Annotated in this window: 16 protein-coding genes; 12 read left to right on the forward strand and 4 right to left on the reverse strand. The window is 72.3% G+C overall.

The features are described from left to right. Window positions 1-59: 59 nt before the first annotated feature. On the reverse strand, window positions 60-2,924 hold the full coding sequence (locus ACIF83_RS14085; RefSeq protein WP_393468849.1) for a lysylphosphatidylglycerol synthase domain-containing protein: 2,865 nt from the start codon (window positions 2,922-2,924) through the stop codon (window positions 60-62). A gap of 186 nt (window positions 2,925-3,110) precedes the next feature. Between ACIF83_RS14085 and ACIF83_RS14090 the strand changes: the two genes are divergently transcribed. The 5 genes from ACIF83_RS14090 to nudC all read left to right on the forward strand — a co-directional run bounded on the left by ACIF83_RS14090 (window position 3,111) and on the right by nudC (window position 13,526). Further along, window positions 3,111-3,497, forward strand: a complete 387-nt coding sequence (locus ACIF83_RS14090) for an MGMT family protein (RefSeq protein ID WP_393468852.1) — start codon at window positions 3,111-3,113, stop codon at window positions 3,495-3,497. Between the two features lie 266 nt (window positions 3,498-3,763). Beyond that, the gene (locus ACIF83_RS14095; RefSeq protein WP_399726659.1) at window positions 3,764-7,291 is read left to right on the forward strand and encodes an ATP-dependent helicase; all 3,528 of its coding nucleotides are present in this window, start codon (window positions 3,764-3,766) and stop codon (window positions 7,289-7,291) included. A gap of 115 nt (window positions 7,292-7,406) precedes the next feature. Further along, on the forward strand, window positions 7,407-10,943 hold the full coding sequence (locus ACIF83_RS14100; RefSeq protein ID WP_399726663.1) for a UvrD-helicase domain-containing protein: 3,537 nt from the start codon (window positions 7,407-7,409) through the stop codon (window positions 10,941-10,943). An 81-nt stretch (window positions 10,944-11,024) separates the two neighbouring features. Beyond that, on the forward strand, window positions 11,025-12,428 hold the full coding sequence (locus ACIF83_RS14105; RefSeq protein WP_399726666.1) for a dipeptidase: 1,404 nt from the start codon (window positions 11,025-11,027) through the stop codon (window positions 12,426-12,428). 153 nt (window positions 12,429-12,581) lie between these two features. Continuing rightward, window positions 12,582-13,526 (forward strand): NAD(+) diphosphatase, encoded by a 945-nt coding sequence (gene nudC, locus ACIF83_RS14110; protein WP_393468864.1) that lies wholly within the window; start codon window positions 12,582-12,584, stop codon window positions 13,524-13,526. A 100-nt stretch (window positions 13,527-13,626) separates the two neighbouring features. Here the strand turns inward: nudC and ACIF83_RS14115 are convergent, their stop codons facing one another. After that, on the reverse strand, window positions 13,627-13,869 hold the full coding sequence (locus ACIF83_RS14115) for a mycoredoxin (protein WP_145883157.1): 243 nt from the start codon (window positions 13,867-13,869) through the stop codon (window positions 13,627-13,629). Window positions 13,870-14,054: 185 nt separating this feature from the next. Between ACIF83_RS14115 and ACIF83_RS14120 the strand changes: the two genes are divergently transcribed. From ACIF83_RS14120 to ACIF83_RS14140, 5 genes are all read left to right on the forward strand, one after another. After that, on the forward strand, window positions 14,055-16,250 hold the full coding sequence (locus ACIF83_RS14120; RefSeq protein WP_393468868.1) for an ATP-dependent DNA helicase UvrD2: 2,196 nt from the start codon (window positions 14,055-14,057) through the stop codon (window positions 16,248-16,250). Window positions 16,251-16,414: 164 nt separating this feature from the next. Next, window positions 16,415-16,735 (forward strand): hypothetical protein, encoded by a 321-nt coding sequence (locus tag ACIF83_RS14125; RefSeq protein WP_393468871.1) that lies wholly within the window; start codon window positions 16,415-16,417, stop codon window positions 16,733-16,735. Window positions 16,736-16,909: 174 nt separating this feature from the next. Further along, entirely contained in the window at window positions 16,910-17,278 is a 369-nt protein-coding gene (locus ACIF83_RS14130) for a WhiB family transcriptional regulator (RefSeq protein WP_023546912.1), read from the forward strand. Next, the gene (locus ACIF83_RS14135; RefSeq protein ID WP_393468874.1) at window positions 17,275-17,598 is read left to right on the forward strand and encodes a hypothetical protein; all 324 of its coding nucleotides are present in this window, start codon (window positions 17,275-17,277) and stop codon (window positions 17,596-17,598) included. The genes ACIF83_RS14130 and ACIF83_RS14135 overlap by 4 nt, the downstream gene beginning before the upstream one ends. A 138-nt stretch (window positions 17,599-17,736) precedes the next feature. Continuing rightward, entirely contained in the window at window positions 17,737-17,949 is a 213-nt protein-coding gene (locus ACIF83_RS14140; RefSeq protein WP_393468877.1) for a hypothetical protein, read from the forward strand. 78 nt (window positions 17,950-18,027) lie between these two features. Here the strand turns inward: ACIF83_RS14140 and ACIF83_RS14145 are convergent, their stop codons facing one another. Beyond that, window positions 18,028-19,398, reverse strand: a complete 1,371-nt coding sequence (locus ACIF83_RS14145; protein ID WP_399726672.1) for an ABC1 kinase family protein — start codon at window positions 19,396-19,398, stop codon at window positions 18,028-18,030. Beyond that, window positions 19,391-20,605 carry a TOMM precursor leader peptide-binding protein gene (locus ACIF83_RS14150; RefSeq protein WP_399726675.1) on the reverse strand — a complete coding sequence of 405 codons (1,215 nt, stop codon included), beginning with the start codon at window positions 20,603-20,605 and terminating at the stop codon, window positions 19,391-19,393. The genes ACIF83_RS14145 and ACIF83_RS14150 overlap by 8 nt, the downstream gene beginning before the upstream one ends. Window positions 20,606-20,904: 299 nt before the next feature. Here ACIF83_RS14150 and ACIF83_RS14155 point away from each other — a divergent pair, with 299 nt between their 5' ends. Beyond that, window positions 20,905-21,501, forward strand: a complete 597-nt coding sequence (locus ACIF83_RS14155; RefSeq protein ID WP_386578226.1) for a M48 family metallopeptidase — start codon at window positions 20,905-20,907, stop codon at window positions 21,499-21,501. Between the two features lie 128 nt (window positions 21,502-21,629). Continuing rightward, the gene (locus ACIF83_RS14160) at window positions 21,630-23,318 is read left to right on the forward strand and encodes a TerD family protein (RefSeq protein WP_399726679.1); all 1,689 of its coding nucleotides are present in this window, start codon (window positions 21,630-21,632) and stop codon (window positions 23,316-23,318) included. The last annotated feature ends 4 nt before the right edge of the window (window positions 23,319-23,322 follow it).

A 23,322-nucleotide genomic window follows, 5' to 3' on the forward strand; every position in this document is an offset into this window, starting at 1 on the left:
GCGAGCCGTACGAGGTACGCCCCTGGCCTGCTGTGCAGGCCTCTTCCGCGACGGCGCTCCTACAGGGCCCCCTTGCGCGTGAGCTGGTTGAAGGCGAGCCAGCCGGGCAACACCGGCAGCCACAGCGTCAGCAGCCGGAACAGCAGGACGGCCGGCGCGGCGACCTCCTTGGGGAGGCCGACGGCGATCAGGCCGAGCGTCAGGCTCGCCTCGACCGCGCCGACGCCGCCCGGGGTGGGCGCCGCGGAACCGAGCGCGTTTCCGGCGAGGAAGACCACGGCGACGCTGGCGATGCTCAGCGAGGCCGAGTTGTCGCCGAACGCCCGGATGGAGGCGTCCAGGCACATCACGAAGCAGAAGGTCAGCAGCAGCATGCCGCCGATGCCGGTGACCAGCTTCTGGGGCCGCTGGAGCACATCGAGCATGCGCGGCACGACACCGGCGAACAGCGACCTCACGCGTGTGACGACGAATTTCCGCAGGAACGGCACCGAGGTCACCACGAGCACCAGAACCGCCACGGTCAGCAGCCCCGCGATGACCGTCCGGGACGGCGACAGCGACGGCGTCTTCTCGGTGCCGGTCAGGTAGCCGAAGGACAGCAGCATCAGGATGTGGCAGCCGAGCCCGAACAGCTGCGACGCGCCGACGCTCGCCACCGCGAGCCCCGGGCGCACGCCCTGGCGCTGCAGGAAGCGCGTGTTCAGGGCGACACCGCCGACCGCCGCCGGCGCGACGATCTTCACGAAGGACCCGGCAACCTGGGCCGCCGCCGTCCGCAGGAACGGCACCCGCTCCGGGACGAACCCCAGCAGGGCCATAGCGGCGGCCACGTAACTGAGCGCGGAGAACAGCACCGCGGCGATCACCCAGCCCCACTGGGCGTTGGCGATCAGTGGACCGAACTCGATGTGGGTGAGCTGGGTCAGCAGGAAGTACGCACCGATGGCACCGGCGATGAAGCTGATCAGCGTGCGCGGCCGCACCCGTTCCAGACGGGCCGGCTCCACGGGGGCCTGCGGCCTGATCCGCAGCACCTCGTGGCGGATCTGCGTGAGCAGATCCTCCTCGCGGGCCTCGTCGAGTGCCTCGTCCAGGGCCCGCTTCTCTGCCCGCTGCTCGGCCCGGACCGTCTTCTTGTCGCGCTTTTCGAGCACGGGCCCGGCCGTCTCGGAGGCCTCCGCCAGCCGGGCCTGCTTGGCCTGCCGGGAGGCCTCCAGCACCGCCTCGCGCTCACGCTCGGCGCGCTCGCGGGCCAGCTTGCGCAAGGTCGCGCGCGTGGAGCGCGTCAGCGCGATGGGCTGCAGCATCGGCAGGCAGTCGGCGACCGCGTCCGGGCCGAGCACCCCGACGGCCGAGGCCACGGCCCGCTCGGCGCCCACCCGCAGACCGAGCGTGGTGAGCAGCTGCGCGATGTCCATGCGCAGCAGCAGATCGCCGGCCGCGATCTCGCCGCCGCGCAGCTCCGCGAGGATCACCTTGCCGGAACGATCCACCAGTATCGCGTCACCGGCCAGCCTGCGGTGCGCGATGCGCCGGGACTGCAGCGCCTGCACCTGGTGCCAGGTGTGGCGCAGCAGCTCGTCGGTGATCTCCTCGTCCGGCAGCGAGTCCAGCGTGCGCCCGCCGGTGTGCTCGTAGACGAGCATCACCGCGTCCGGGCCGAGTTCGGAGGTGGCGATCAGCTTGGGCGCGTGGGCGCCCGCCGCGATCGCCGCGTACGCGAGCAGTGCCTCCTGCTCCAGCGCCTGGCGCAGCGACTGGAGGCTGGAGCGGGTGGCGAAGCCGCGCAGGGTCAGGTTGCGCCAGGCGCGGTAGAAGAAGCCCTGGGCCTGCTGCTCCCGGTCGACGACCGTGACGTCCAGTGGCGGGCCGTCTTCCAGGGTGACGAAGTAGCGCCGTCCGCGGTCGCCGTTCTCCGTCTCCACGGACTCCTCGCGGGCCGCGCTGACGGGGTGGAAGCCGACGTGCCTGAGGCCCGCCATCAGGGTCCGGCCGGTGGGGCGGACATTGGGCGAGCCGACCGCGTACAGCGTGCCGTAGGCGACGGTCCAGCCGATCAGCACCGTCAGGATGATCGAGAACGGGGTCGTGTAGCCGGTGACCAGCATCGAGAACGCGTCGAGCAGCAGCACGATCCACAGCACCGCGCGCCATCTGGGTCTGCGGGACATGCCGACGGCCGTCATATAGGCGATGACGGGCGCGAGATAGCCGTGCACCGGGTCGGTCAGGGCGTGGATGTCGCCCGGTGAGGGCTGGGTGAGCGCCTCCTGGATGGAGTCCGGGGCGGCTCGGGCGACCCACAGGTCGGTGGCGAGGGTCACTCCGTGTGCGAGGACGGCCGCCAGGACACCGTCGGCGATCCGCAGCCCGTCCCGTTTGATCAGCCGCTCGATCGCGAAGGCGACCGGCACCAGGAGGATCGCGATGCTGGACGCGAGTCCCGCGATCTTGATCAGCAGGTCCGGTGCCTGCCCGGTGCCCTTGTTGATGTCCTGTTCGAGGCCCGAGGTGGTGCCGTGCGCGAACGCCGCGATCGCGAGGAGCACGACGATGGCGAGCACGCCCACCAGAAAGCGCATGAGGTCGGAGGGGCGGTGCACGCGCGCGGGGAGCAGCGGTTCGTCGCCCTCGACCTCCGGATGAGGATCTTCGTCATCGGAGGCCGGGCCCTCGTCGTGGCGCGGGTTCCCGGGGACGTGTGGCCCCGTGGCGGCGCCGGTGGCGTCGCCACGCGCGCGCGTGCCGTCGTCGTGCGCACCGTCGTCCGTGCGCACCTCCTCGCGCGAAGTACGGGGAGAACCGGTGTCGTCCGGGCCCGTCGCACCGGTGTCGACCTGGCCGGAGCGGGCGGTCTCGGGACGCGCGGAAGCGTCAGGGGTGCCCTCCGCGCCTTCGGGGTGCACGCCCTGCTGCATCATGGTCTCTTCTTGGTCTCGTATCACCGGTCACCGCCCGCACGATGGTGGCATGCCCCACCGGCGCACGCGGGCATCAGGGTGCGGATGGGCGGTCGGACAGTCTGCCGGAAGCGCCGCCCGAGGGCGAGGGGCCCGGGCCCGGACTTCCGTGCCGCGTTGTCGGTGGGGTGCGGCAGGATGGGGCGAATGAGCGAGCAGAGCCCTGCCGAGGACACCCGAGAGGGGTACGCGGACGCGTTGCCGGAGTACGCCGAGCGGGTCCTGGAGGTCGCCGAGCGGATTCCGCCGGGCCGGGTCATGACGTACGGCGATGTCGCCGAGTGGCTCGAGGAGGGCGGACCGCGCCAGGTCGGCCGGGTGATGGCCCTCTATGGGGGAGCCGTCCCCTGGTGGCGCGTGGTGCGCGCCGACGGGGTGCTGCTTCCCGGCCACGAGCTGCGTGCCCTCGATCACTACCGCGCGGAGGGCACACCGCTGAAGGAGGCGGGCAGGAGCACCGAGGGCCATCTGCCGCGGCTCGACATGAGACGCGCGCGATGGGACGGCGGCACGGTCGCGGAGGGTCACACCTGACAGCTTCCGCCATCGGATGCCGTCGAGGGGAACCTGTGGCCCGTACGAGGGACACGAGGGACGTCCGTGGCATGACGTACGTTCGTGTGGTGAGGGGCCCACGTGACACGAGGGCCACGAGAGCCGCGAGGGAAGAAGCGGAAGCCCTGCTTCCGTCCGGGGCGGCGGCGTAGCGTCGGCTGCACGTGTCCCCCTCACCCCGCGGCCACCGCCTCGCACGCGTGACCGCCTGCCCACCAGCACAACCACCAGGACCGGCGAACCACGTGAGCTCCTCTTCCTCCATCAGGCGCCTGCCGCACCCCCCGGTGCGGCAGGGGAGCCGTGGCGCTTACCGGCTGGTCCGTACCCCGCCTGCCGAAGCGGATCCCCCTCGTCTTGACGCGGCACAGCGCGCCGTGGTTGACCACGAGACCGGACCACTTCTCGTTCTCGCAGGTCCGGGCACCGGCAAGACCACCACCCTGGTGGAGTCCGTGGCCGCGCGAATCGCCCGTGGCGGGGACCCGGAACGGATCCTGGTGCTGACGTTCAGCCGCAAGGCCGCCGTCGACCTGCGCGACCGTATGGCCCTGCGTATCGGCGCGGCACGCGCGCCGCGGGCGACCACCTTCCACTCGTACTGCTATGCCCTGGTCCGCGCCCACCAGGACAGCGGCCTGTTCGTGGAGCCGCTGCGCCTGCTCTCCGGCCCCGAGCAGGACGTCACCGTCCGCGAGCTGCTGGCCGGGCAGCCCGAGCTGGAGCGGCTCGGCCTCGACCACGTGAGCTGGCCGGACGAGCTGCGCGCCTGCCTGACCACGCGCGGCTTCGCCGACGAGGTCCGTGCCGTCCTCGCCCGCAGCCGCGAGCTGGGCCTCGGCCCCGGCGCACTGGACGCCTTCGCCCGCCGCATCGGCCGTCCCGACTGGCGCGCGGCCGCCGCCTTCCTCGCCGAGTACCTCGACGTCCTCGACCTGCAGGGCGTCATCGACTACGCCGAACTGGTCCACCGCGCGGTGCTGCTCGCCCACCGCCCCGAGGTCGCGGCTCGGCTCACCGCCCGGTACGACGCCGTGTACGTCGACGAGTACCAGGACACCGACCCCGCCCAGGTGCGGCTCCTGCAGGCCCTGGCCGGCGGCGGGCGCACAGTGGTCGCCTTCGGCGACCCCGACCAGTCGATCTACACGTTCCGGGGCGCCGACGTGAACGGCATCCTGGACTTCCCGGCGGCCTTCCCGCGCACGGACGGCCGCCCGGCCCCCGTCGAGGTGCTGCGTACCTCCCGCCGCTCCGGCGCCGCCCTGCTGGCCGCGACCCGCCTGATCACCCAGCGCATGCCGCTGCCCCGGCTGCCCGCCGAGAAGGTACGCGCCCACCGCGAGCCGGCAGCCGGGCGGGACGGCGGCCGTGTCGAGGTCTACACGTACCCGACGGCAGGTACGGAACTGGACAACATCGCCGACATCCTGCGCCGCGCGCACCTGGAGGACGGCGTCCCCTGGAGCGACATGGCCGTCCTCGTACGCGCCGGCTCCCGCACCATCCCGACACTCCGCCGCGCCCTCACGGCGGCCGGCGTCCCCCTGGACATCGACGGCGACGACCTGCCCCTGCGCCACGAGCCGGCGGTCGCCCCCCTGCTGACGGCCCTCAGAGCGGTGGCCACGGCGGAGGCCGCGCGCCGCCCTGGTGAGGTGGCACGCGGCGAGGCGGAGGGGACCGAGGCCGGCGCGGGCGGCGTTGCCGGGGGCGTCACCGATGCGCTCGCCGAGGCCGACGCGGACGGCGTTGCCGGGGCGGGAACCGCTGCGCTTGCCGAGGCCGGCACGGGCGGCTTTGCCGAGACCGTCACCGATGCGCTCGCCGAGGCCGACGCGGACGGCCCTGCCGAAGTCGGCACCCGTGCGCCCGCCGCCGAGCCGGCCGCCGACGCGTACTGGCTCGACGCCGAGACCGCCCTCACCCTGCTCGCCTCCCCGCTCGCCGGCATGGACACCGCCGACCTGCGTCGACTCGGGCGTGCGCTGCGCGAGGAGGAGCGGGTCGCCGGGAACCCGCTGCCGCCGCCCTCGGACGAGCTGCTCGCACGGGCACTCGCCGAACCCGAGCGCCTGGTGGCGCACGACCCGGCGTACGCGCGGGGGGCGCAGCGTCTCGGCGCGCTGCTCCGCAAGGCCCGTGAACGCCTCGCGGGCGGCGGTACGGCCGAGGAGGCCCTGTGGGACCTGTGGGAGGGCACGCCCTGGCCCACGCGCCTGGAGCGGGCCGCCCGGCGCGGCGGCGCGGCGGGCCGTAACGCGGACCGTGACCTGGACGCCGTGTGCGCACTGTTCGCGACCGCCGCGCGCGCGGAGGAGCGCATCGGAGGCCGCGGTGCCCTGAACTTCCTGGAGGAGATCGACGCCGAGGACATCGCCGCCGACACCCTCACCCGCCGTGCCGTACGCCCCGACGCCGTCCGCCTGATGACCGCCCACCGCGCCAAGGGCCTGGAATGGCGGCTGGTGGTCGTCGCCGGAGTGCAGGAGGGGCTGTGGCCCGATCTGCGCCGCCGCGGCTCCCTCCTGGAGGCGGACCGCATCGGCCGCGACGGACTCGCCGAACCGCTCACCCCGGGCGCGCTGCTCGCCGAGGAGCGCCGCCTGTTCTACGTGGCCGCCACGCGCGCGCGTGACCGTCTTGTCGTCACTGCCGTGAAGGCACCGGCCGACGACGGCGACCAGCCCTCCCGTTTCCTGACCGAGCTGGGAGTCGAACCCCGGGACGTCATCGGCCGCCCGCGCCGCCCGCTGGCCGTGGCCGCGCTCGTCGCCGAGCTGCGCGCCACCACCGTCGACCCGCGCGCCTCGGCGGCCCTGCGGGAGGCCGCCGCCCGCCGTCTGGCGAGGCTCGCCGCGCTCGCCGACGAGGACGGCCGCCCCTTGGTGCCGTCCGCGCACCCCTACCGCTGGTGGGGCATGTTCGAGCCGACCGAGAGCAAGGTGCCGCTGCGCCACCACGACCAGCCCGTCGTGCTCTCCGGCAGCGCCCTCGACCAGCTCGCCAACACGTGCGCCCTGCAGTGGTTCCTGGGCCGCGAGGTGAAGGCCGACGCGCCCGCCACCACCGCTCAGGGCTTCGGCAACGTCGTCCACGTCCTCGCCGACGAGGTCGCCTCCGGCCGCACCCCGGCCGACCTCGACGTGCTCATGGAACGCCTGGAGTCGGTGTGGAACGCGCTCGCCTTCGACGCGCCCTGGAAGTCGGCGCAGGAGAAGGACAACGCGCGCGCGTCGCTCGAACGCTTCCTGAACTGGCACGTACTGGACCGCACCGGCCGCACCCCGGTGACGAGCGAGCAGGACTTCGACGTCACCCTCGAAGCGGGCGACTACCAGGTCCGCATCCGCGGCCAGATGGACCGCGTCGAGGCCGACGGCGAGGGCCGCGCCTACGTCGTGGACTTCAAGACGGGAAAGCAGGCACCCAGCGCCGCCGAGGTGGCCCGCCATCCGCAGCTCGCCGTCTACCAGCTCGCCGTCCGTGAGGGCGCCGTGGACAACGCCTTCGACGGCGTACGCCCGGAGCCGGGCGGTGCGGAACTGGTGCACCTCAGGCAGGGCGCGGCCAAGCGGGACGGCGGCGAGAGCCTGCCCAAGGTGCAGGCCCAGGAGCCGCTGGCGGGGGAGTGGGTCGGCGAGCTGCTGGCCACCGCCGCCGGAAAGGTCCTCGACGAGCGGTTCACCCCGACCGCCGGCCAGCACTGCACGCACTGCGCGTTCCGAGCCTCCTGCAGCGCCCGGCCCGAAGGGCGGCACGTGGTCGAGTGACCTGTGCCAGGGGTGAGGGTGACGTACGGCACCACAGGCGCTGACCTGCGTCTCTTCCTCTCCGGGCGGCCGATCCGTCCCCGGATGTCAGTGCCCGCCGCTAGCCTCTGACGACATGCCCGCCCGTATCACCGACCCCGAGCAGCTCAAAGAGCTCCTCGGCATCCCGTTCACCCCGGAGCAGACGGCCTGCATCACCGCGCCGCCCGCACCGCAGGTGATCGTGGCCGGAGCCGGGTCGGGCAAGACCACCGTGATGGCGGCCCGCGTGGTCTGGCTGGTCGGCACCGGCCAGGTCGCCCCCGAACAGGTCCTCGGCCTGACCTTCACCAACAAGGCGGCGGGCGAGCTCGCCGAACGCGTCCGCAAGGCACTGGTCAAGGCCGGCGTCACGGACCCCGACGTCATCGACCCGGACAACCCGCCCGGCGAGCCGGTCATCTCGACGTACCACGCCTTCGCCGGCCGTCTGCTGACCGACCACGGCCTGCGCATCGGCCTCGAACCGACCTCCCGGCTGCTGGCCGACGCCACTCGCTACCAGCTCGCCGCGCGCGTGCTGCGCGAGGCCCCCGGGCCCTACCCGGCGCTGACCCGCTCCTTCGCCGACCTCGTCAGCGACCTGCTCACCCTCGACTCCGAGCTGGCCGAACACCTCGTGGCCCCCGACGAACTGCGCGCCTGGGACGCCGGCCTGCTGCGCACCCTGGAGGGCGCCAAGCTCACCAACGCCGACCTGCGCAAGGTCCCCGACACCGCGGCCGCGCGCCGTGAACTCGCCGACCTCGTCGTGCGCTACCGGGCCGCCAAGCGCGAACGCGACCTGCTCGACTTCGGCGACCAGATCGCCCTGTCCGCCCGCCTCGCCGGCGTCCCCGAGGTGGGCCGGCTGCTGCGCGAGGAGTTCCGTGTGGTGCTCCTGGACGAGTACCAGGACACCTCCGTGGCTCAGCGCGTCCTGCTGTCGGGCCTGTTCGGCGGCGGCACGGGCCATCCGGTGACCGCAGTCGGCGACCCCTGCCAGGCCATCTACGGCTGGCGCGGCGCCTCCGTGGCCAACCTGGACGACTTCCCCGAGCACTTCGCCCACGCCGACGGCAGCCCCGCCACCCGCCAGGCGCTCAGCGAGAACCGCCGCAGCGGCGGCCGCCTCCTCGACCTCGCCAACGGCCTCGCCGAACCGCTGCGCGCGATGCACGCGGGCGTGGAGGCCCTCCGCCCGGCCCCCGGCGCCGAACACGACGGCACGGTCCGCTGCGCCCTGCTGCCCACCCACGCGGAGGAGATCGACTGGATCGCCGACTCCATCGCCCACCTCGTACGCACCGACAAGGCCCCCGGCGAGATCGCCGTACTGTGCCGCACGGCCACCGACTTCGCCGAGATCCAGGGCGCCCTCGTCACCCGCGACATCCCCGTGGAGGTCGTCGGCCTCTCCGGCCTGCTGCACCTGCCCGAGATCGCCGACCTCGTCGCCGTCTGCGAAGTCCTCCAGGACCCCGGAGCCAACGCCTCCCTGGTCCGCCTGCTGACCGGCCCGCGCTGGCGCATCGGCCCCCGCGACCTCGCCCTCCTCGGCCGCCGCGCCCGCCTGCTGGTCGCCCACGCGCGCGGGGACGACGCCGACGACCCCGACCGCCGGCTCGCCGAGGCCGTCGAGGGCGTCGACCCGTCCGAGGTGATATCGCTCGCGGACGCTCTGGACACCTTCCTGGAGGCGCCCCTCGACGAGCGTGAAGACGACGACGGGCTGCCGTTCTCCCCGGACGCGCGCGTGCGCTTCGCCCGCCTCGCAGCCGAGCTGCGCGACCTGCGCCGCTCCCTGTCCGACCCGCTGATGGACGTCCTGCACCGCGTCCTCGCCGTCACCGGCCTGGAGGTGGAGCTGTCGGCGTCCCCGCACGCGCTCGCCGCCCGCCGCCGCGAGACCCTGTCCAACTTCCTGGACATCGCGGCCTCCTTCGCGGCCGGCGACGGCGAGGCCACGCTGCTCGCCTTCCTCGGCTTCCTGCGCACCGCCGCCCAGTACGAGAAGGGCCTCGACAACGCCCTGCCCGGTGGCGAGAACACCGTCAAGGTGCTCACCGCGCACAAGTCCAAGGGGCTGGAGTGGGACGTCGTCGCCGTCCCCGGACTGGTCCACGGCACCTTCCCCAGCGCCCAGGGCCGCGAGAAGTGGACCGCGCAGGCCAAGGTGCTGCCGCACGCCCTGCGCGGCGACACCGACACCCTGCCCGACGTCGACTCCTGGGACTCCCGGGGCATGAAGGCCTTCCACGAGGCCATGAAGGACCACCAGCACACCGAGGAACTCCGCCTCGGCTACGTCACCTTCACCCGCCCCCGCTCCCTCCTCCTCGGCTCCGGCCACTGGTGGGGGCCCAGCCAGAAGAAGCCACGGGGGCCCTCCGACTTCCTCCAGGCCCTCCACGACCACTGCGCCGCCGGGCACGGCGAGATCGAGGCATGGGCCGACGAGCCTGCCGAGGACGAGGAGAACCCGGCCCTGCACACGGCCACCACCGACCAGGTGTGGCCCCTGCCCCTGGACGACGCGGCCCTGGCCCGCCGCCGCGCTGCTGCCGAAACCGTCCTCTCCCACCTGGACACCCTGGCCGCCCGGCAGGACGGCCACCCGCCCGCCACCCACGACCCCGCCACCGTCGACGACCCGGACTGGCCCGCCCCGGCGGACGAAGAAGACCCCGACTGGCCCGCCCCGGCGGACGACGAGGACCCGTACGGCGAAGCGTTCCCGTACGACGAGGACCCCTTCGCCGGGGAGACGCCGTACGACGAGGGCGTCGCGTCCCCGGAGGAGCCCGCCGACCGGGACTCCTGGACCGGCGAGCGGCCGACCGTCCCCCACCAGGCGCATGCGCCGGCCGAACCCACCCGGGCCGGCGAACGTGCCGCCGAACGCACCCACGCCACCGAGCCCGTGCACTCCGGGCCCCTCACACCCGAGGAAGCCCGTGCCATCGCCTCCTGGGACCGCGACCTCGACGCGCTGACGGGCGAGCTGCTGCGCGCCCGGCAGGCCGTCACGGACGTTCCCCTGCCGGTCACGCTGACCGCATCCCAGCTGCTGCTTCTCGCGGAGGACCCGGACGGGCTCGCACAGGAACTCGCGCGCCCCATGCCGCGCCCCCCGCAACCCGCCGCGCGCCGGGGCACCCGCTTCCACGCCTGGGTCGAAGCACGCTTCGAGGAACTGACGCTGCCCATGCTGGAGCCGGACGAGCTGCCCGGCAGCCAGGCCGAGATCGCCGACGAACGCGACCTCGAAGCCCTCAAGGACGCCTTCGAACGCACCGAGTACGCCCACCGCACCCCGTACCGAATCGAGGCGCCCTTCCAGCTCACCCTCGCCGGCCGCGTGGTACGCGGCCGCATCGACGCCGTCTACCGCACCGGCGACGGCGACGCGGCGACCTACGAGATCGTCGACTGGAAGACCAGTCGCACCCGCAGCGCCGACCCGCTCCAGCTCGCGGTCTACCGGCTCGCCTGGGCCGAGCAGCAGGGCGTGCCGCCCGAGGCGGTCACGGTCGCCTTCCTGTACGTGCGCAGCGGAGAGGTCGTACGCCCCGAGAACCTGCCCGGCCGGGCCGCCCTGGAACGGCTGCTCACCGGTGATCCAACCGAGTGACACGCAAGAGCCACGTAAGGGATCCCGAGTGTGACGAACAGCCCGCCGAGGATGTCGGTGCGGGCCGATAGGCTCGTGAACATGAGCCAGACCCCGGACAGCGCCGTCCGTACGTACATCGAGCAGCAGCGCGCCGCCTTCCTCGAAGACCTCGCCGCATGGCTGCGCATCCCCTCCGTGTCGGCCCAGCCCGACCACGCGCCCGACGTACGGGACAGCGCCGACTGGCTCGCCGCCAAGCTCAAGGAGACCGGCTTCCCGACCGCGGAGGTCTGGCCGACCCCCGGCGCCCCGGCCGTCTTCGCCGAATGGCCCTCGGGCGACCCGCAGGCGCCCACCGTCCTCGTCTACGGCCACCACGACGTCCAGCCCGCCGCCCGCGAGGACGGCTGGGACAGCGAGCCCTTCGAGCCCGTCATCCGGGACAACCGCCTCTACGCGCGCGGGGCGGCCGACGACAAGGGCCAGGTGTTCTTCCACACACTCGGCGTCCGCGCCCACCTCGCCGCCACCGGCCGCACCGCCCCCGCGGTCAACCTGAAGCTGCTGATCGAAGGCGAGGAGGAGTCCGGCTCCGAGCACTTCCGGGCCCTCGTCGAGGAGCAGGCCGACCGGCTCGCCGCCGACGCCGTGATCGTCTCCGACACCGGCATGTGGTCCGAGGACACCCCGACCGTCTGCACCGGCATGCGCGGCCTCGCCGAGTGCGAGATCCGGCTGTACGGCCCCGACCAGGACATCCACTCCGGTTCCTTCGGCGGAGCCGTCCCCAACCCGGCCACCGCCGCCGCCCGCCTGGTGGCCGCCCTGCACGACGAGCACGCGCGCGTGGCCGTCCCCGGCTTCTACGACGGCACAGCCGAGCTGACCGACCGCGAACGCGAACTGTTCGCCGAGCTGCCGTTCGACGAGGAGCAGTGGCTGCGCACCGCCAAGTCGCACGCCACTCACGGCGAGGCCGGACACACCACCCTGGAGCGCATCTGGGCCCGCCCGACCGTCGAGGTCAACGGCATCGGCGGCGGCTACCAGGGCCCCGGCAGCAAGACGATCATCCCCTCCTCGGCCATGGTGAAGCTGTCCTTCCGCCTGGTCGCCGGCCAGGACCCCGACCACATCGAGAAGGCCGTCCGCGCCTGGGCCGCCGAACAGGTACCCGCCGGGATCAGACTCGAGATCGGCTTCGGCCCCGCCACGCGCCCGTGCCTGACCCCGCTCGACCACCCCGCGCTGCAGTCCGTGGTCCGCGCCATGGGCCGCGCCTTCCAGAGCCCGGTCCGCTACACCCGCGAGGGCGGCTCCGGACCCGCCGCCGACCTCCAGGAGGTCCTCGGCGCCCCCGTCCTCTTCCTGGGCATCTCCGTCCCCTCCGACGGCTGGCACGCCCCCAACGAGAAGGTCGAACTCGACCTCCTCCTCAAGGGCGTCGAAACCAGCGCCTACCTGTGGGGCGACCTCGCCGAGAACTGGCGTCACGCACCCTGACCGACAGGCGCCGTACGGGACCGCATCGCGCGCGGGGCACACTGGAGGGACCGCCCGCACGCCCCGCCCGAGCCCGTCCCGGTGCCTCCCGCCCACGCCCGCCCGAACCGCCCGCCGAAACGAACCTTTCCACTGGGGGAGTTGGAAGCACCCGTGACCACCTGGACCGACCACATCGCCGACCGACCCATCTCGCTGACCGCCCCGAGCGGCATCGACCGCGCCGCCCACCACCGGCTCGACGAGGCCTGGCTCGCAGCGGCATGGAGCCACCCCACCACCCGCTGCTTCGTGGTCTCCGGCGGCCAGGTACTCATCGACGAGACGCCCGACGGCCGGACCGAACTCGTCATGACCCCCTCCTTCGAGGCACCCCTCACCGAGGCCCACCGCTACTTCCTCGGCATCGACGAGGACGGCGTCAGCTACTTCGCCCTCCAGAAGGACGCACTGCCCGGCCGCATCGACCAGTCCGCCCGCCCGGCGGGCCTGCGCGAGGCCGGACTCCTGCTGTCACCGCGGGACGCGGGCCTCATGGTGCACGCGGTCGGCCTGGAGAACTGGCAGCGCACCCACCGCTTCTGCTCCCGCTGCGGCGAGCGCACGGTCATCGCCGCGGCCGGCCACATCCGCCGCTGCCAGGCCTGCGGCGCCGAGCACTACCCGCGCACCGACCCCGCCGTGATCATGGCCGTCACCGACGAGGAGGACCGGATCCTGCTCGGCCGCCAGGTCCACTGGCCCGAGGGCCGCTTCTCCACGCTCGCCGGTTTCGTCGAGCCCGGCGAGTCCATCGAGCAGTCGGTACGCCGCGAGGTCTTCGAAGAGGCCGGTGTCACCGTCGGCCAGGTCGAGTACGTGGCCAGCCAGCCCTGGCCCTTCCCCTCCAGCCTCATGCTCGGCTTCATGGCCCGCGCCACCTCCACCGACATCGACGTCGACGGCGACGAGATCCACGAGGCCCGCTGGTTCTCCCGCGAGGAACTCCACGCGGCCTTCGAGTCGGGAGAGGTACTGCCCCCGTACGGCATCTCCATCGCCGCCCGCCTGATCGAGATGTGGTACGGCAAGCCGCTGCCGACGAGGAGCTTCATCTGAGGCCACGGGCACGCGCTCGTGTGGGACAGGACACAAAAAGGCGGCTCCAGAGGCACCAACAGCCTCAGGAGCCGCCTTCCCACAGGCCCGGACCGGCCTGTTACGCGGCGAGCTTCTGCTTCACCTGCGCCAGCGACGGGTTCGTCAGCGTGGAGCCGTCACCGAAGAGCACGGTCGGGACCGTCTGGTTTCCGCCATTCGCCTTCTCCACGAAAGCGGCGGACGCCGGGTCCTGCTCGATGTTGATCTCGGTGTAGGCGATGCCCTCGCGGTCCAGCTGCTTCTTCAGCCGCTGGCAGTAGCCGCACCAAGTCGTGCTGTACATCGTCACAGTGCCCTGCATATCTCTCGCGCTCCTCAGGCAGCTCGGGGAAGGTCGTGCAGGAGCACAACGTAAGGGACGGGGTACGGCATTCCCGCCCGGGGTATCCGGCCCCGGCTGTGACACCTGCCGCATTAGTACGACCGCGAGGGCCCGCCTGTGGACAACCGGCGCAGCAGTCCCGGACGACCTGGCAGCATTGCCGTGTGACAGCAGCAACGCACTCCACCCTCTTCCCGCAGACACCGGACTCGGCCGACGCGGTGCTCGAAGGGCTCGACCCCGAGCAGCGCGAGGTGGCCACCGCCCTGCACGGCCCGGTGTGCGTCCTGGCCGGAGCAGGCACGGGCAAGACCCGGGCGATCACCCACCGCATCGCCTACGGGGTCCGCGCCGGGATCCTCCAGCCGTCCAGCGTGCTCGCCGTCACCTTCACCAACCGCGCCGCAGGCGAGATGCGCGGCCGCCTCCGCCAGCTCGGCGCCCACGGCGTCCAGGCCCGCACCTTCCACTCCGCCGCGCTGCGCCAGCTCCAGTACTTCTGGCCGAAAGCGATCGGTGGCTCCATGCCCCGGCTCGTCGACCGCAAGATCCAACTCGTCGCCGACGCGGCCGCCGCCTGCAAGCTCCGCCTCGACCGCGGAGAGCTGCGGGACGCCACCGCCGAGATCGAATGGTCCAAGGTCACCCAGACCGTCCCCGCCGACTACCCGTACGCGGCAGCAAAGGCCGGCCGCGAAACCCCACGCGACCCCGCCGAGATCGCCCACCTCTACGCGGCCTACGAAGACCTCAAACGTGACCGCGCGGTCATCGACTTCGAAGACGTCCTGCTGCTCACCGTCGCCATCCTCCAGGACCGACACGACATCGCCGAACAGATCCGCGCCCAGTACCAGCACTTCGTCGTCGACGAGTACCAGGACGTCAGCCCCCTCCAGCAGCGCCTCCTGGACCTCTGGCTCGGCAACCGCGACAGCCTGTGCGTCGTCGGCGACGCCAGCCAGACGATCTACTCGTTCACGGGAGCAACACCCGACCACCTCCTCGACTTCCGTGTCCGCCACCCCGGCGCCACCCTCGTCAAGCTCGTCCGCGACTACCGCTCCACCCCCCAGGTCGTCCACCTCGCCAACGGACTGCTCGCCCAGGCCAGCGGCCGCGCCGCGGACCACCGGCTGGAACTCATCTCCCAACGCCCTCCGGGCCCCGACCCCGTCTACACCGAATACACCGACGAGCCCGCCGAGGCCGAAGGCGCCGCCCGCCGCATCCGCGAACTCATCGAGGCCGGCGTCCCCGCCGCCGAGATCGCCGTCCTGTTCCGCACCAACTCCCAGTCCGAAACCTACGAACAGGCCCTCGCCGACGCCGGAGTCCCCTACCAGCTCCGCGGCGCCGAACGCTTCTTCGACCGCCCGGAGGTACGCAAGGCGGGCGTCGCCCTGCGCGGCGCAGCCCGCTTCGGCGGCAACGACTCCCTGCTGGACGACGTCGTCGACCTGCCCTCCCAGGTGCGCGCCGTCCTCTCCGGAGAAGGCTGGACCAGCCAACCCCCCGCCGGCTCCGGCGCAGCCAGAGAACGCTGGGAATCACTCGCCGCCCTCGTCAACCTCGCCCACGACTTCGCCGCCGCCCACCCCAAGGCCACGCTCGCCGACCTCGTGGCGGAACTCGACGAACGGGCGAATGCCCAGCACGCCCCCACCGTCCAGGGCGTCACCCTGGCCTCCCTGCACGCGGCCAAAGGCCTGGAATGGGACGTCGTCTTCCTGGTCGGCATCGCCGAGGGCATGGTGCCGATCACCTACGCCAAGACGGACGAACAGATCGAAGAAGAACGCCGCCTCCTCTACGTCGGCGTGACCCGCGCCAGAGAACGGCTCCACCTCTCCTGGTCCCTGTCCCGCTCACCCGGCGGCCGACCCAACCGCAGGCCCAGCCACTTCCTCGACGGCCTGCGTCCCGGCTCCACCGCCACCGTCGGCCGTACCGGCACGGGAGCCGCCGGAGGTATCGAGCGCGGCACCCTCACCGAGATCCCGGCCGTCCCGCGCCGCACCCAGCGCACCCCGGCCCGCTGCCGCGTCTGCGGCCGCACCCTCACCGACGCCGGCGAGATGAAACTGATGCGCTGTGAGGACTGCCCCTCCGACATGGACGAAGGCCTCTACGAGAGGCTGCGCGCCTGGCGCGCCGTCCAGGCCCGGAGCAGCGGCCAGCCCGACTTCTGCGTCTTCACCGACCGGACCCTGATGGCCATCGCCGAGGCACGGCCCGACAGCCCGGCCGAACTGTCCCGCATCCCCGGCGTCCTCAGCCGCAAGCTGCAGCGCTACGGAACCGAAGTTCTGGCCATCTGCGCAGGCCAAGAGGGTGGAGACAGCGACGAGGACGACTGATACGAACTCGTCGAAAAAATAGTTTGCGCATGCCCCAGCAATCCCCATAGGTTCTAGGCACGGAAACGGCGGCCTTCTCGAAGGCCCCGGTCCCGTGTTGTACTTGCATATCCGAACGGACTGGCTCACCCCAGTCCTCAAGACGCCGAGAGGAGGCGAGTCCAGTGATCAGCATCAACACCAGCTTCATCAGCACGGCCAAACTGACCGATCGCTCGACCGTCTCCACGTGCATGCTCGGCGCCTCGAACCAGGGCACCGGTCTGTCCGGCATCCGTGCCGACCGTCCGGCGTCCTCCCTGTCTCTCGCGGTTCTTCCCATCCGTGAGGGCAATGAGCGACCGACCAAGGCACTGGAAGCGGTAGTGGCACGGGCACACGCCTATGCCTTTGCGGCAGCCGGTGCCGGATTCCGGAAGCAGACGACGCAGCACCACCTGATGTGGGCCTTCCGTGGGCCAGAACCCTGGAGTGATCCAGCCTGATCGCCGATCAGGCCGGCGCCTTCAGGGCCGCGGAACCCCACCCGGGATCCGCGGCCCTTCTGTTTGCCCCGAACGGGGACGACAGAGCGAAGGGGCCTCGGGACAAGGAAAGAACCCGGTACCAAGCCGACACCCGGTCAACCGGCCGGAACGACCAGACGAGGAAGACCAACCGTGCAACTCGAAGCGCACGCCCCGTCCGTACCGCCTTCACAAACGATCCCCCCGCCCGGCCTCACGGAGGACTCCACCTTGACCCCCCTCACCGCGCTCACCGCGCTCGACGACGCCATCGAGAACCTCGGCGTACCCGTCCCCTGCCGCTCCTACGACCCGGAGGTCTTCTTCGCCGAGTCGCCCGCGGACGTCGAGTACGCCAAGTCCCTCTGCCGCACCTGCCCGCTGATCGAGGCCTGCCTCGCCGGCGCCAAGGAACGGCGTGAGCCCTGGGGCGTCTGGGGTGGCGAGCTGTTCGTCCAGGGTGTCGTCGTCGCCCGCAAGCGGCCCCGTGGCCGCCCGCGCAAGAACCCGGTCACGGCATGAACACCGCAGGAACGATCGATCGCCCCCTCACGCACGACCCCAAGAAGCAGGCCCCGATGAAGCCGTCCACCAGCGAGCCCACCGGCTCCGCGACCCCAGACTTCACGATGAACGGCGCGACCGGCTCGCGTCAGAACAGGACCCGAGAGATGCAACTCATCCCAGAAGCGCTGGCCCGTGCGCATATGCACGAGCGCCTGCACGACGCCGAGCGGGAACGTCGGGCCATGCGCCTGGTGACCGCCCGACGGATGCAGCGCCGGGCGGAACGCGCCTCGCTGCGCGCCCGCCGTGCGCTCGCCATGGCCGTCATGCAGTAACCCGGCACACCCGAAGCGGTGGCCTCCCGGCTCAGGGAGGCGAAGCCTTCCCCGCGGGGGGCCGGTCCGACCGAACGGACCGGCCCCCGCGGTGCGTTGTGCACGGCGATCCACCGGCCGGAGAGTTATCGTCAGCGGGTGACGAGTCCTCCCGGAGGAAGTGATCAGGGCGGCTCCACCACGGAGCCCCGCCCTCTCGTGTGCGCCCGCTGCGGCACCCCCGCCGGCGGCTCCCAGCCGACCACCTGGACCTGCTCCGTGGAGAACGGCATCCGTCAGTACTTCTGCGACGTCTGCTCCCGGGAGAACCTGCGGGCGATCGAGGGGCGGCTGGACTCGTCCTGGTGGTGAGAACGCCTCTCCGGGGGCCCTCCCCCTCCCCACCCCCTCCCCACCCCTCACCACACCGTGGCAGCCCGGCAGCCCCGGTCACGCCCCCGCGGCCGGTTCCTCCTCCATCGGTTCGTCCTCGAACACGAACCCGGGCAACCACTCCTCCAGTTCGTCCCGCAGTCGTACCGTGGCCCCCAGTTGGCAGAGCACGCCGATGGTGCTCAGCGTCACCCGGTGTATCAGCAGATAGGCCGGCGGCAGGTTGAGCTGCTTGCCCAGCTGGTAGGCGGGGGAGCGGGGGTCGGCGATGCGGGCGGCCTGGCTGCGCATCCATGAGCGGGTGAAGGTGAACGTGTCGACCCGGGCCGGCTCGATGATCGGCAGCAGGTAGTCGAGGACCGCGTCGGGGTCCAGCTCTATGGACTCCTTGACGAACCCCTCCTCGCACAGCAGCTCGTAGACGGTCTCCGCCTCGCCGTCCAGGGTCATCCGCAGTGAGATGCCGATCGGTGTCGGCAGGCCGCCCGGGAGCCGGTCGACGGTGCCGAAGTCCAGGACGCCAAGGCGCCAGTCGTCGTCACCGTCCGGGCCGCCGGGGAGCAGACGGAAGTTGCCGGGATGCGGATCGGCGTGCAGCAGGCCGGTGCGGGCCGGTCCGGAGAAGAGGAAGCGGGCCAGGAGCTGGCCGGCGCGGTCGCGCTGCTCCTCGGTGCCGTCCGTGATGATCTCGGACAGCGGGATCCCGTCGATCCACTCCGTGACCAGGATCTGCTCGCACTGGTGCACCACGGCCGGGACCACCACGTCCGGGTCGTCGGCGAACTCCTGCGCATGGGTGTCCTGGGCCTGGGCCTCCAGTGCGTAGTCCAGCTCCTCGGAGACGCGGTCCCGCATCTCCGCGATCAGCGGCTTGATGTCCATGCCGGGGATGAGCGGCCCCAACAGCCGGGCGAAACGGCTGAGTTGGTTCAGGTCGGACAGCAGGGCCTCGCCCGCGCCCGGGTACTGCACCTTGACCGCCACCTCACGGCCGTCGTGCCACACCGCCCGGTGCACCTGCCCGATGGAGGCCGCGGCCGCCGGCTTGTCCTCGAACTGCAGGAACAGATCCCGCCAGCCCTCTCCCAGCCGCTCCTCGAGCACTGCGTGCACCGTGCGGGTCGGCATCGGCGGCGCCGCGTCCTGGAGCTTGGTCAGTGCCGCGCGGTAGGGGCCGGCGACCTCCTCCGGCAGGGCGGACTCGAAGACGGACAGGGCCTGGCCGAACTTCATGGCTCCGCCCTTCAGCTCGCCGAGGACTTTGAACAGCTGCTCCGCGGTGCGCTGTTGCAGCTCCCGGCCGACGATCTCCGCGGACTCGCCCACGATCCGCTTGCCCAGCCCCCAGGTCGCCCGGCCTGCGAAGCCGAGCGGGAGCGCGGCGAGCTTGGCGGTACGGGTGACCGCCTTCCGGGGAAGATCAGACATGCGCCCTCCAAGTCCCAGTCGGCCGCGCCGCGCCTGCCTCGCGTCGTCGCTCGGTCGACGGCCGTTGCACCGCCATTGTCGCGCGCGTCTCCCCGTCGGTTGAGGAGTGTTCCCTCTTTCCTCTCTCCGCGGTCCCGCACCCGCATGCCGGGTGCGGCCGCACCGGCCGGGAGTGCCAGTTCAGACCGGGCAGGGAGGTCTCCCAGCGGGCGTTCGTGCTGGACGGCGAGGCCCCGTCGAGGAAGGCGAGGGCGTGTGCGGCGGCCAGCCCCGCGACCGCGGTGGCGAGTGCCAGATCACAGGCGCCCACGCGGCGGGCCTTTCCGGAGCGCCACTGGGCGACCAGGCGGGGCCAGGCGGGGTCCCGGTCCGTGCGGTCCTGGTGCAGACAGCCGGCGCAGCCGGTCTCGCCGGGCAGGACGAGCGGTCCGACGATCCCGGTGCCTTCCACGACGCCTGCGTACAGGTGGGGTGTTCCCGAGGCCATGAGGGGTTCGGCGGTGAACGGGTCCGGTGTGTGCACGGCGACGTCGTCCCTGGGGGCAAGGATCACCAGGGAGAGTCCGGGGTCCTGCGCGCCGCAGCGGGTGGAGCGGATGCGGCGTGGTGGGCGGTCGGGGGCGGCGCGGCGGACGGCTGCCCGTGCCGCTTCGTCCCGGCGCTCGCGGAGGGAGTTGGCGGGCAGCCCGCCCGGGGCGACGTCCCACGGTTCCACCCGCCCCACGTCACGCACGTCGACCTCGCCGACGCCGGCCCCGGACAGTACCGAGGCCAGTACGGCGCCGACCCGCCCCGCGCCTCGTACCTGCACCCGTAGGGAGCGGCGGGCCGCGAGCCGGCCGAGGGCGCCGCCGGGTTCGGGGGTGGTCAGAGAGAGGGAGGCGAGGTCGGGGCGGAGCCGCTCCAGGACGTCCGTCTTCTCGCGCAGGGTGTCCGCGGCGGGTCCGCCGCCGCGCGTGTCGTCGAGCAGGCCGGCCCGGGCCAGCCGGTCGAGGAGTGCATCGACATGGCCGTCCTGCAGGTCCATGCGCCGGCCCTCCTCGCGCAGCAGAGGGAGGGCACGGGTGCCGTTGAGCAGTTCCAGGAAGCTGCCCGTGGCCGTGTCCATCGGTCCCAGTGTCATCGCGTGTGCCGGGGTCATACCGAACTGCACGGTGTTGAGGTCGCGCCAGCCGCGCCGCAGCGCGGGTTTCACCATCGGATGCATGACAGGTCCCCCGTATTCCATGAATCGCCCTGAAATGTTCCTTGAGTTCATGGGTGTCCATGACATTCGTGGACATCCGTGTTGTCGGTGAAGCCGGTCATGCTCCGTCGACGCGTGCCAGCATGCCCGGTCGTGCTGACGGGTGGCGGGCGTTGTCCACAGGCGGGGGATGATCGTCGTACGAATGGGGTGCACTAGTCGGGCATATCGGTCGTACAAATCAAACGCATGGTGGGGCATCGGCATCGAACCGTTCCGGAGCCGGGACTTCGGCGCTGTCCAGCGGGTAACGTCGGGGCGTGCCCGCCGACCCCCTGCACCGCGCCGGAAAGCCACAGCGCAGCACGACGAGCCAGCCGCCGAGCGGCTCGGGGGCGAGCGCGATCGAGGTCCGCAGGAGTACCCGGCGCCGCCGCACGGTCTCCGCGTACCGCGAGGGCGATCGCACCGTCGTACTGATCCCCGCCCGGATGTCCGAGGCGGAGGAGCAGCGCTGGGTGACCGTCATGCTCGACAAACTGGCCGCCCAGGAGAGCAAACGGGTGCTGGGCGACGCGGAGCTGACCGAGCGCGCCGAGCGGCTGTCGGACCAGTACTTCGACGGTCGGGCGCGCCCCGCCTCCGTGCGCTGGGTCACCAACCAGAACACCCGGTGGGGTTCGTGCACCCCGGCCGAGGGCAGCATCCGGCTCTCGCACCGGCTGCAGGGGATGCCGGAGTACGTCGTCGACTACGTGCTGTGCCATGAGCTGGCGCATCTGCTGGTGCCCGGTCACGGGCCGGACTTCTGGCGGCTGCTGGAGTCCTACCCGCGCACCGAGCGCGCTCGCGGTTACCTCGAAGGGGTGGTGGCGGCCGAGCGGCTGCCGCATGTGCCCGGCGCGCGCGGGGAGTGAACGGGCGCTGTAGATCCGTCCCCGGGCGCGGTTGTGTACCGGGTCTGTACCGGCTGCGTCCGATGTCGGGGTTTGCCGTTAGCCTGGCGCGACGCACTCACATTCGGGATGGGGGACGGTCGTAACGCATGGCCAGGGAATTCCAACGCGGCCACAAGGCCAGGATCAGTGACCTCACGGCGGGCACGGATCTGTACGTAGGCGTGCAGATCTCCGCCCCCGGACTGACCTTCGACATCAGCTGCTTCGGTCTGGACGCCGACGAGCGTCTCTCGGACGACCAGTACTTCGTCTTCTTCAACCAGCCGAAGTCCCCGGAGGAGTCCATCCAGCTGCTGGGTGCCCAGTCGGGCGACACGGAGTCATTCCGCGTCACCCTGGACCGGATCCCCTCCCAGATCCGCAAGCTGTCCTTCACGGCGACCATCGACGGTGCCGGGCAGATGTCGCAGATCAATCCCGGATACGTGCGCATCGTGGCCGGCGGCGAGGAGGTGGCGCGGTACTCCTTCAACGGCTCGGAGTTCTCCACCGAGCGGGCCGTGATGCTCGGTGACTTGTACTTCAAGGACGTGTGGCGGTTCGCCGCGGTCGGTCAGGGCTTCGACGGCGGTCTGGAGGCGCTGCTGAAGAACTTCGGCGGCGAAGTGCTGGAGGAGGAGGCGCCCACCGCCCCGCAGCAGCCGCAGTCCGGCGCCGCCCCCGGCTTCGCCCCGCCCGTACAAGCCGGCCCGCCGCCCGCGTTCGGCGCCCCCGCCGCACCGGCTCCCGCGCCCGCCCCTGCACCGGCTCCGGCTCCCGCGCCCGCTCCGCAGGGCTTCGCGCCGCCGAGCGCGACCCCGGCCCCGGCCCCGGCGCCGGCCCCGAACGTGCACGCGGCGCCGACGATCATCGCCCCCCTGACCCCGCCCGCCGGCGGCACGGTCCATCCGCCGGCCCCGGCGCCCGCGCCCTACGGCCAGCCGCCGCAACAGCCGTCGTACGGCGGTCAGCCGGGCGCGCCGATGCCCCCGGGGTATGGCCAGCAGCCCTCCTACGGCGGTCAGCCGGGCGCGCCCATGCCTCCGGGCTACGGCCAGCAGGCGCCCTACGGCCAGGTCCCCGGCCAGCAGGCCGCCGCCCCCTACGGCGTGCCGCAGGGCGCTCCCCAGGGCGGTGCCGGTGTCACGGCCGCGCTCCAGGCGTTCAAGGAGACGCCAACCGGGCAGCGCTGGACGCAGCAGAACAAGAAGCTCATCCGGGTCGACCTCGGCATCGGCGGGCAGCCCGTGCTGGCCCGGCAGGGCAGCATGGTGCTCTACCAGGGCAAGGTCGACTTCAGCTACAAGGGCGCCGGGTTCGCCGGGCGGATCGTGGGCAGCGCGACCGGCCAGGAGATGCAGCTGATGCGCTGCACCGGCAACGGCCAGGTGTTCCTCGCCGAGAACTCCACCCACCTGCACCCCGTCGAGCTGCAGGGCGACGCGATCTGCGTGTCCGCGGAGAACGTCCTCGCCTTCGACGAGAGCCTCCAGCACGAGGTCCGCCGCATCGAGGGGCACGGCATTCCCGGCGGTGCGTTGTTCACCATGCAGTTCCAGGGCACCGGCACGATCGTCGTCAAGACGCACGGCACGCCCGTCGTGCTGCCCGTGACGCCCACGACCTTCGCCGACTGCAACGCGGTGGTCGCCTGGTCGGCCGCCTCCCAGGTGATCGTCTCCAGCCAGGTCCGGATGCGCCGCAACGCCTACCCGGGCGACACCGGTGAGAGCGTCAACCTGCAGTTCCGGGGCGCGCCCGGCAACTTCATCGTCGTCCAGCCGTACGAGGTCTGAGGGA

Origin of the sequence: Streptomyces sp. NPDC085866, from assembly GCF_044541035.1 — a bacterium.
Lineage (GTDB): Bacteria > Actinomycetota > Actinomycetes > Streptomycetales > Streptomycetaceae > Streptomyces.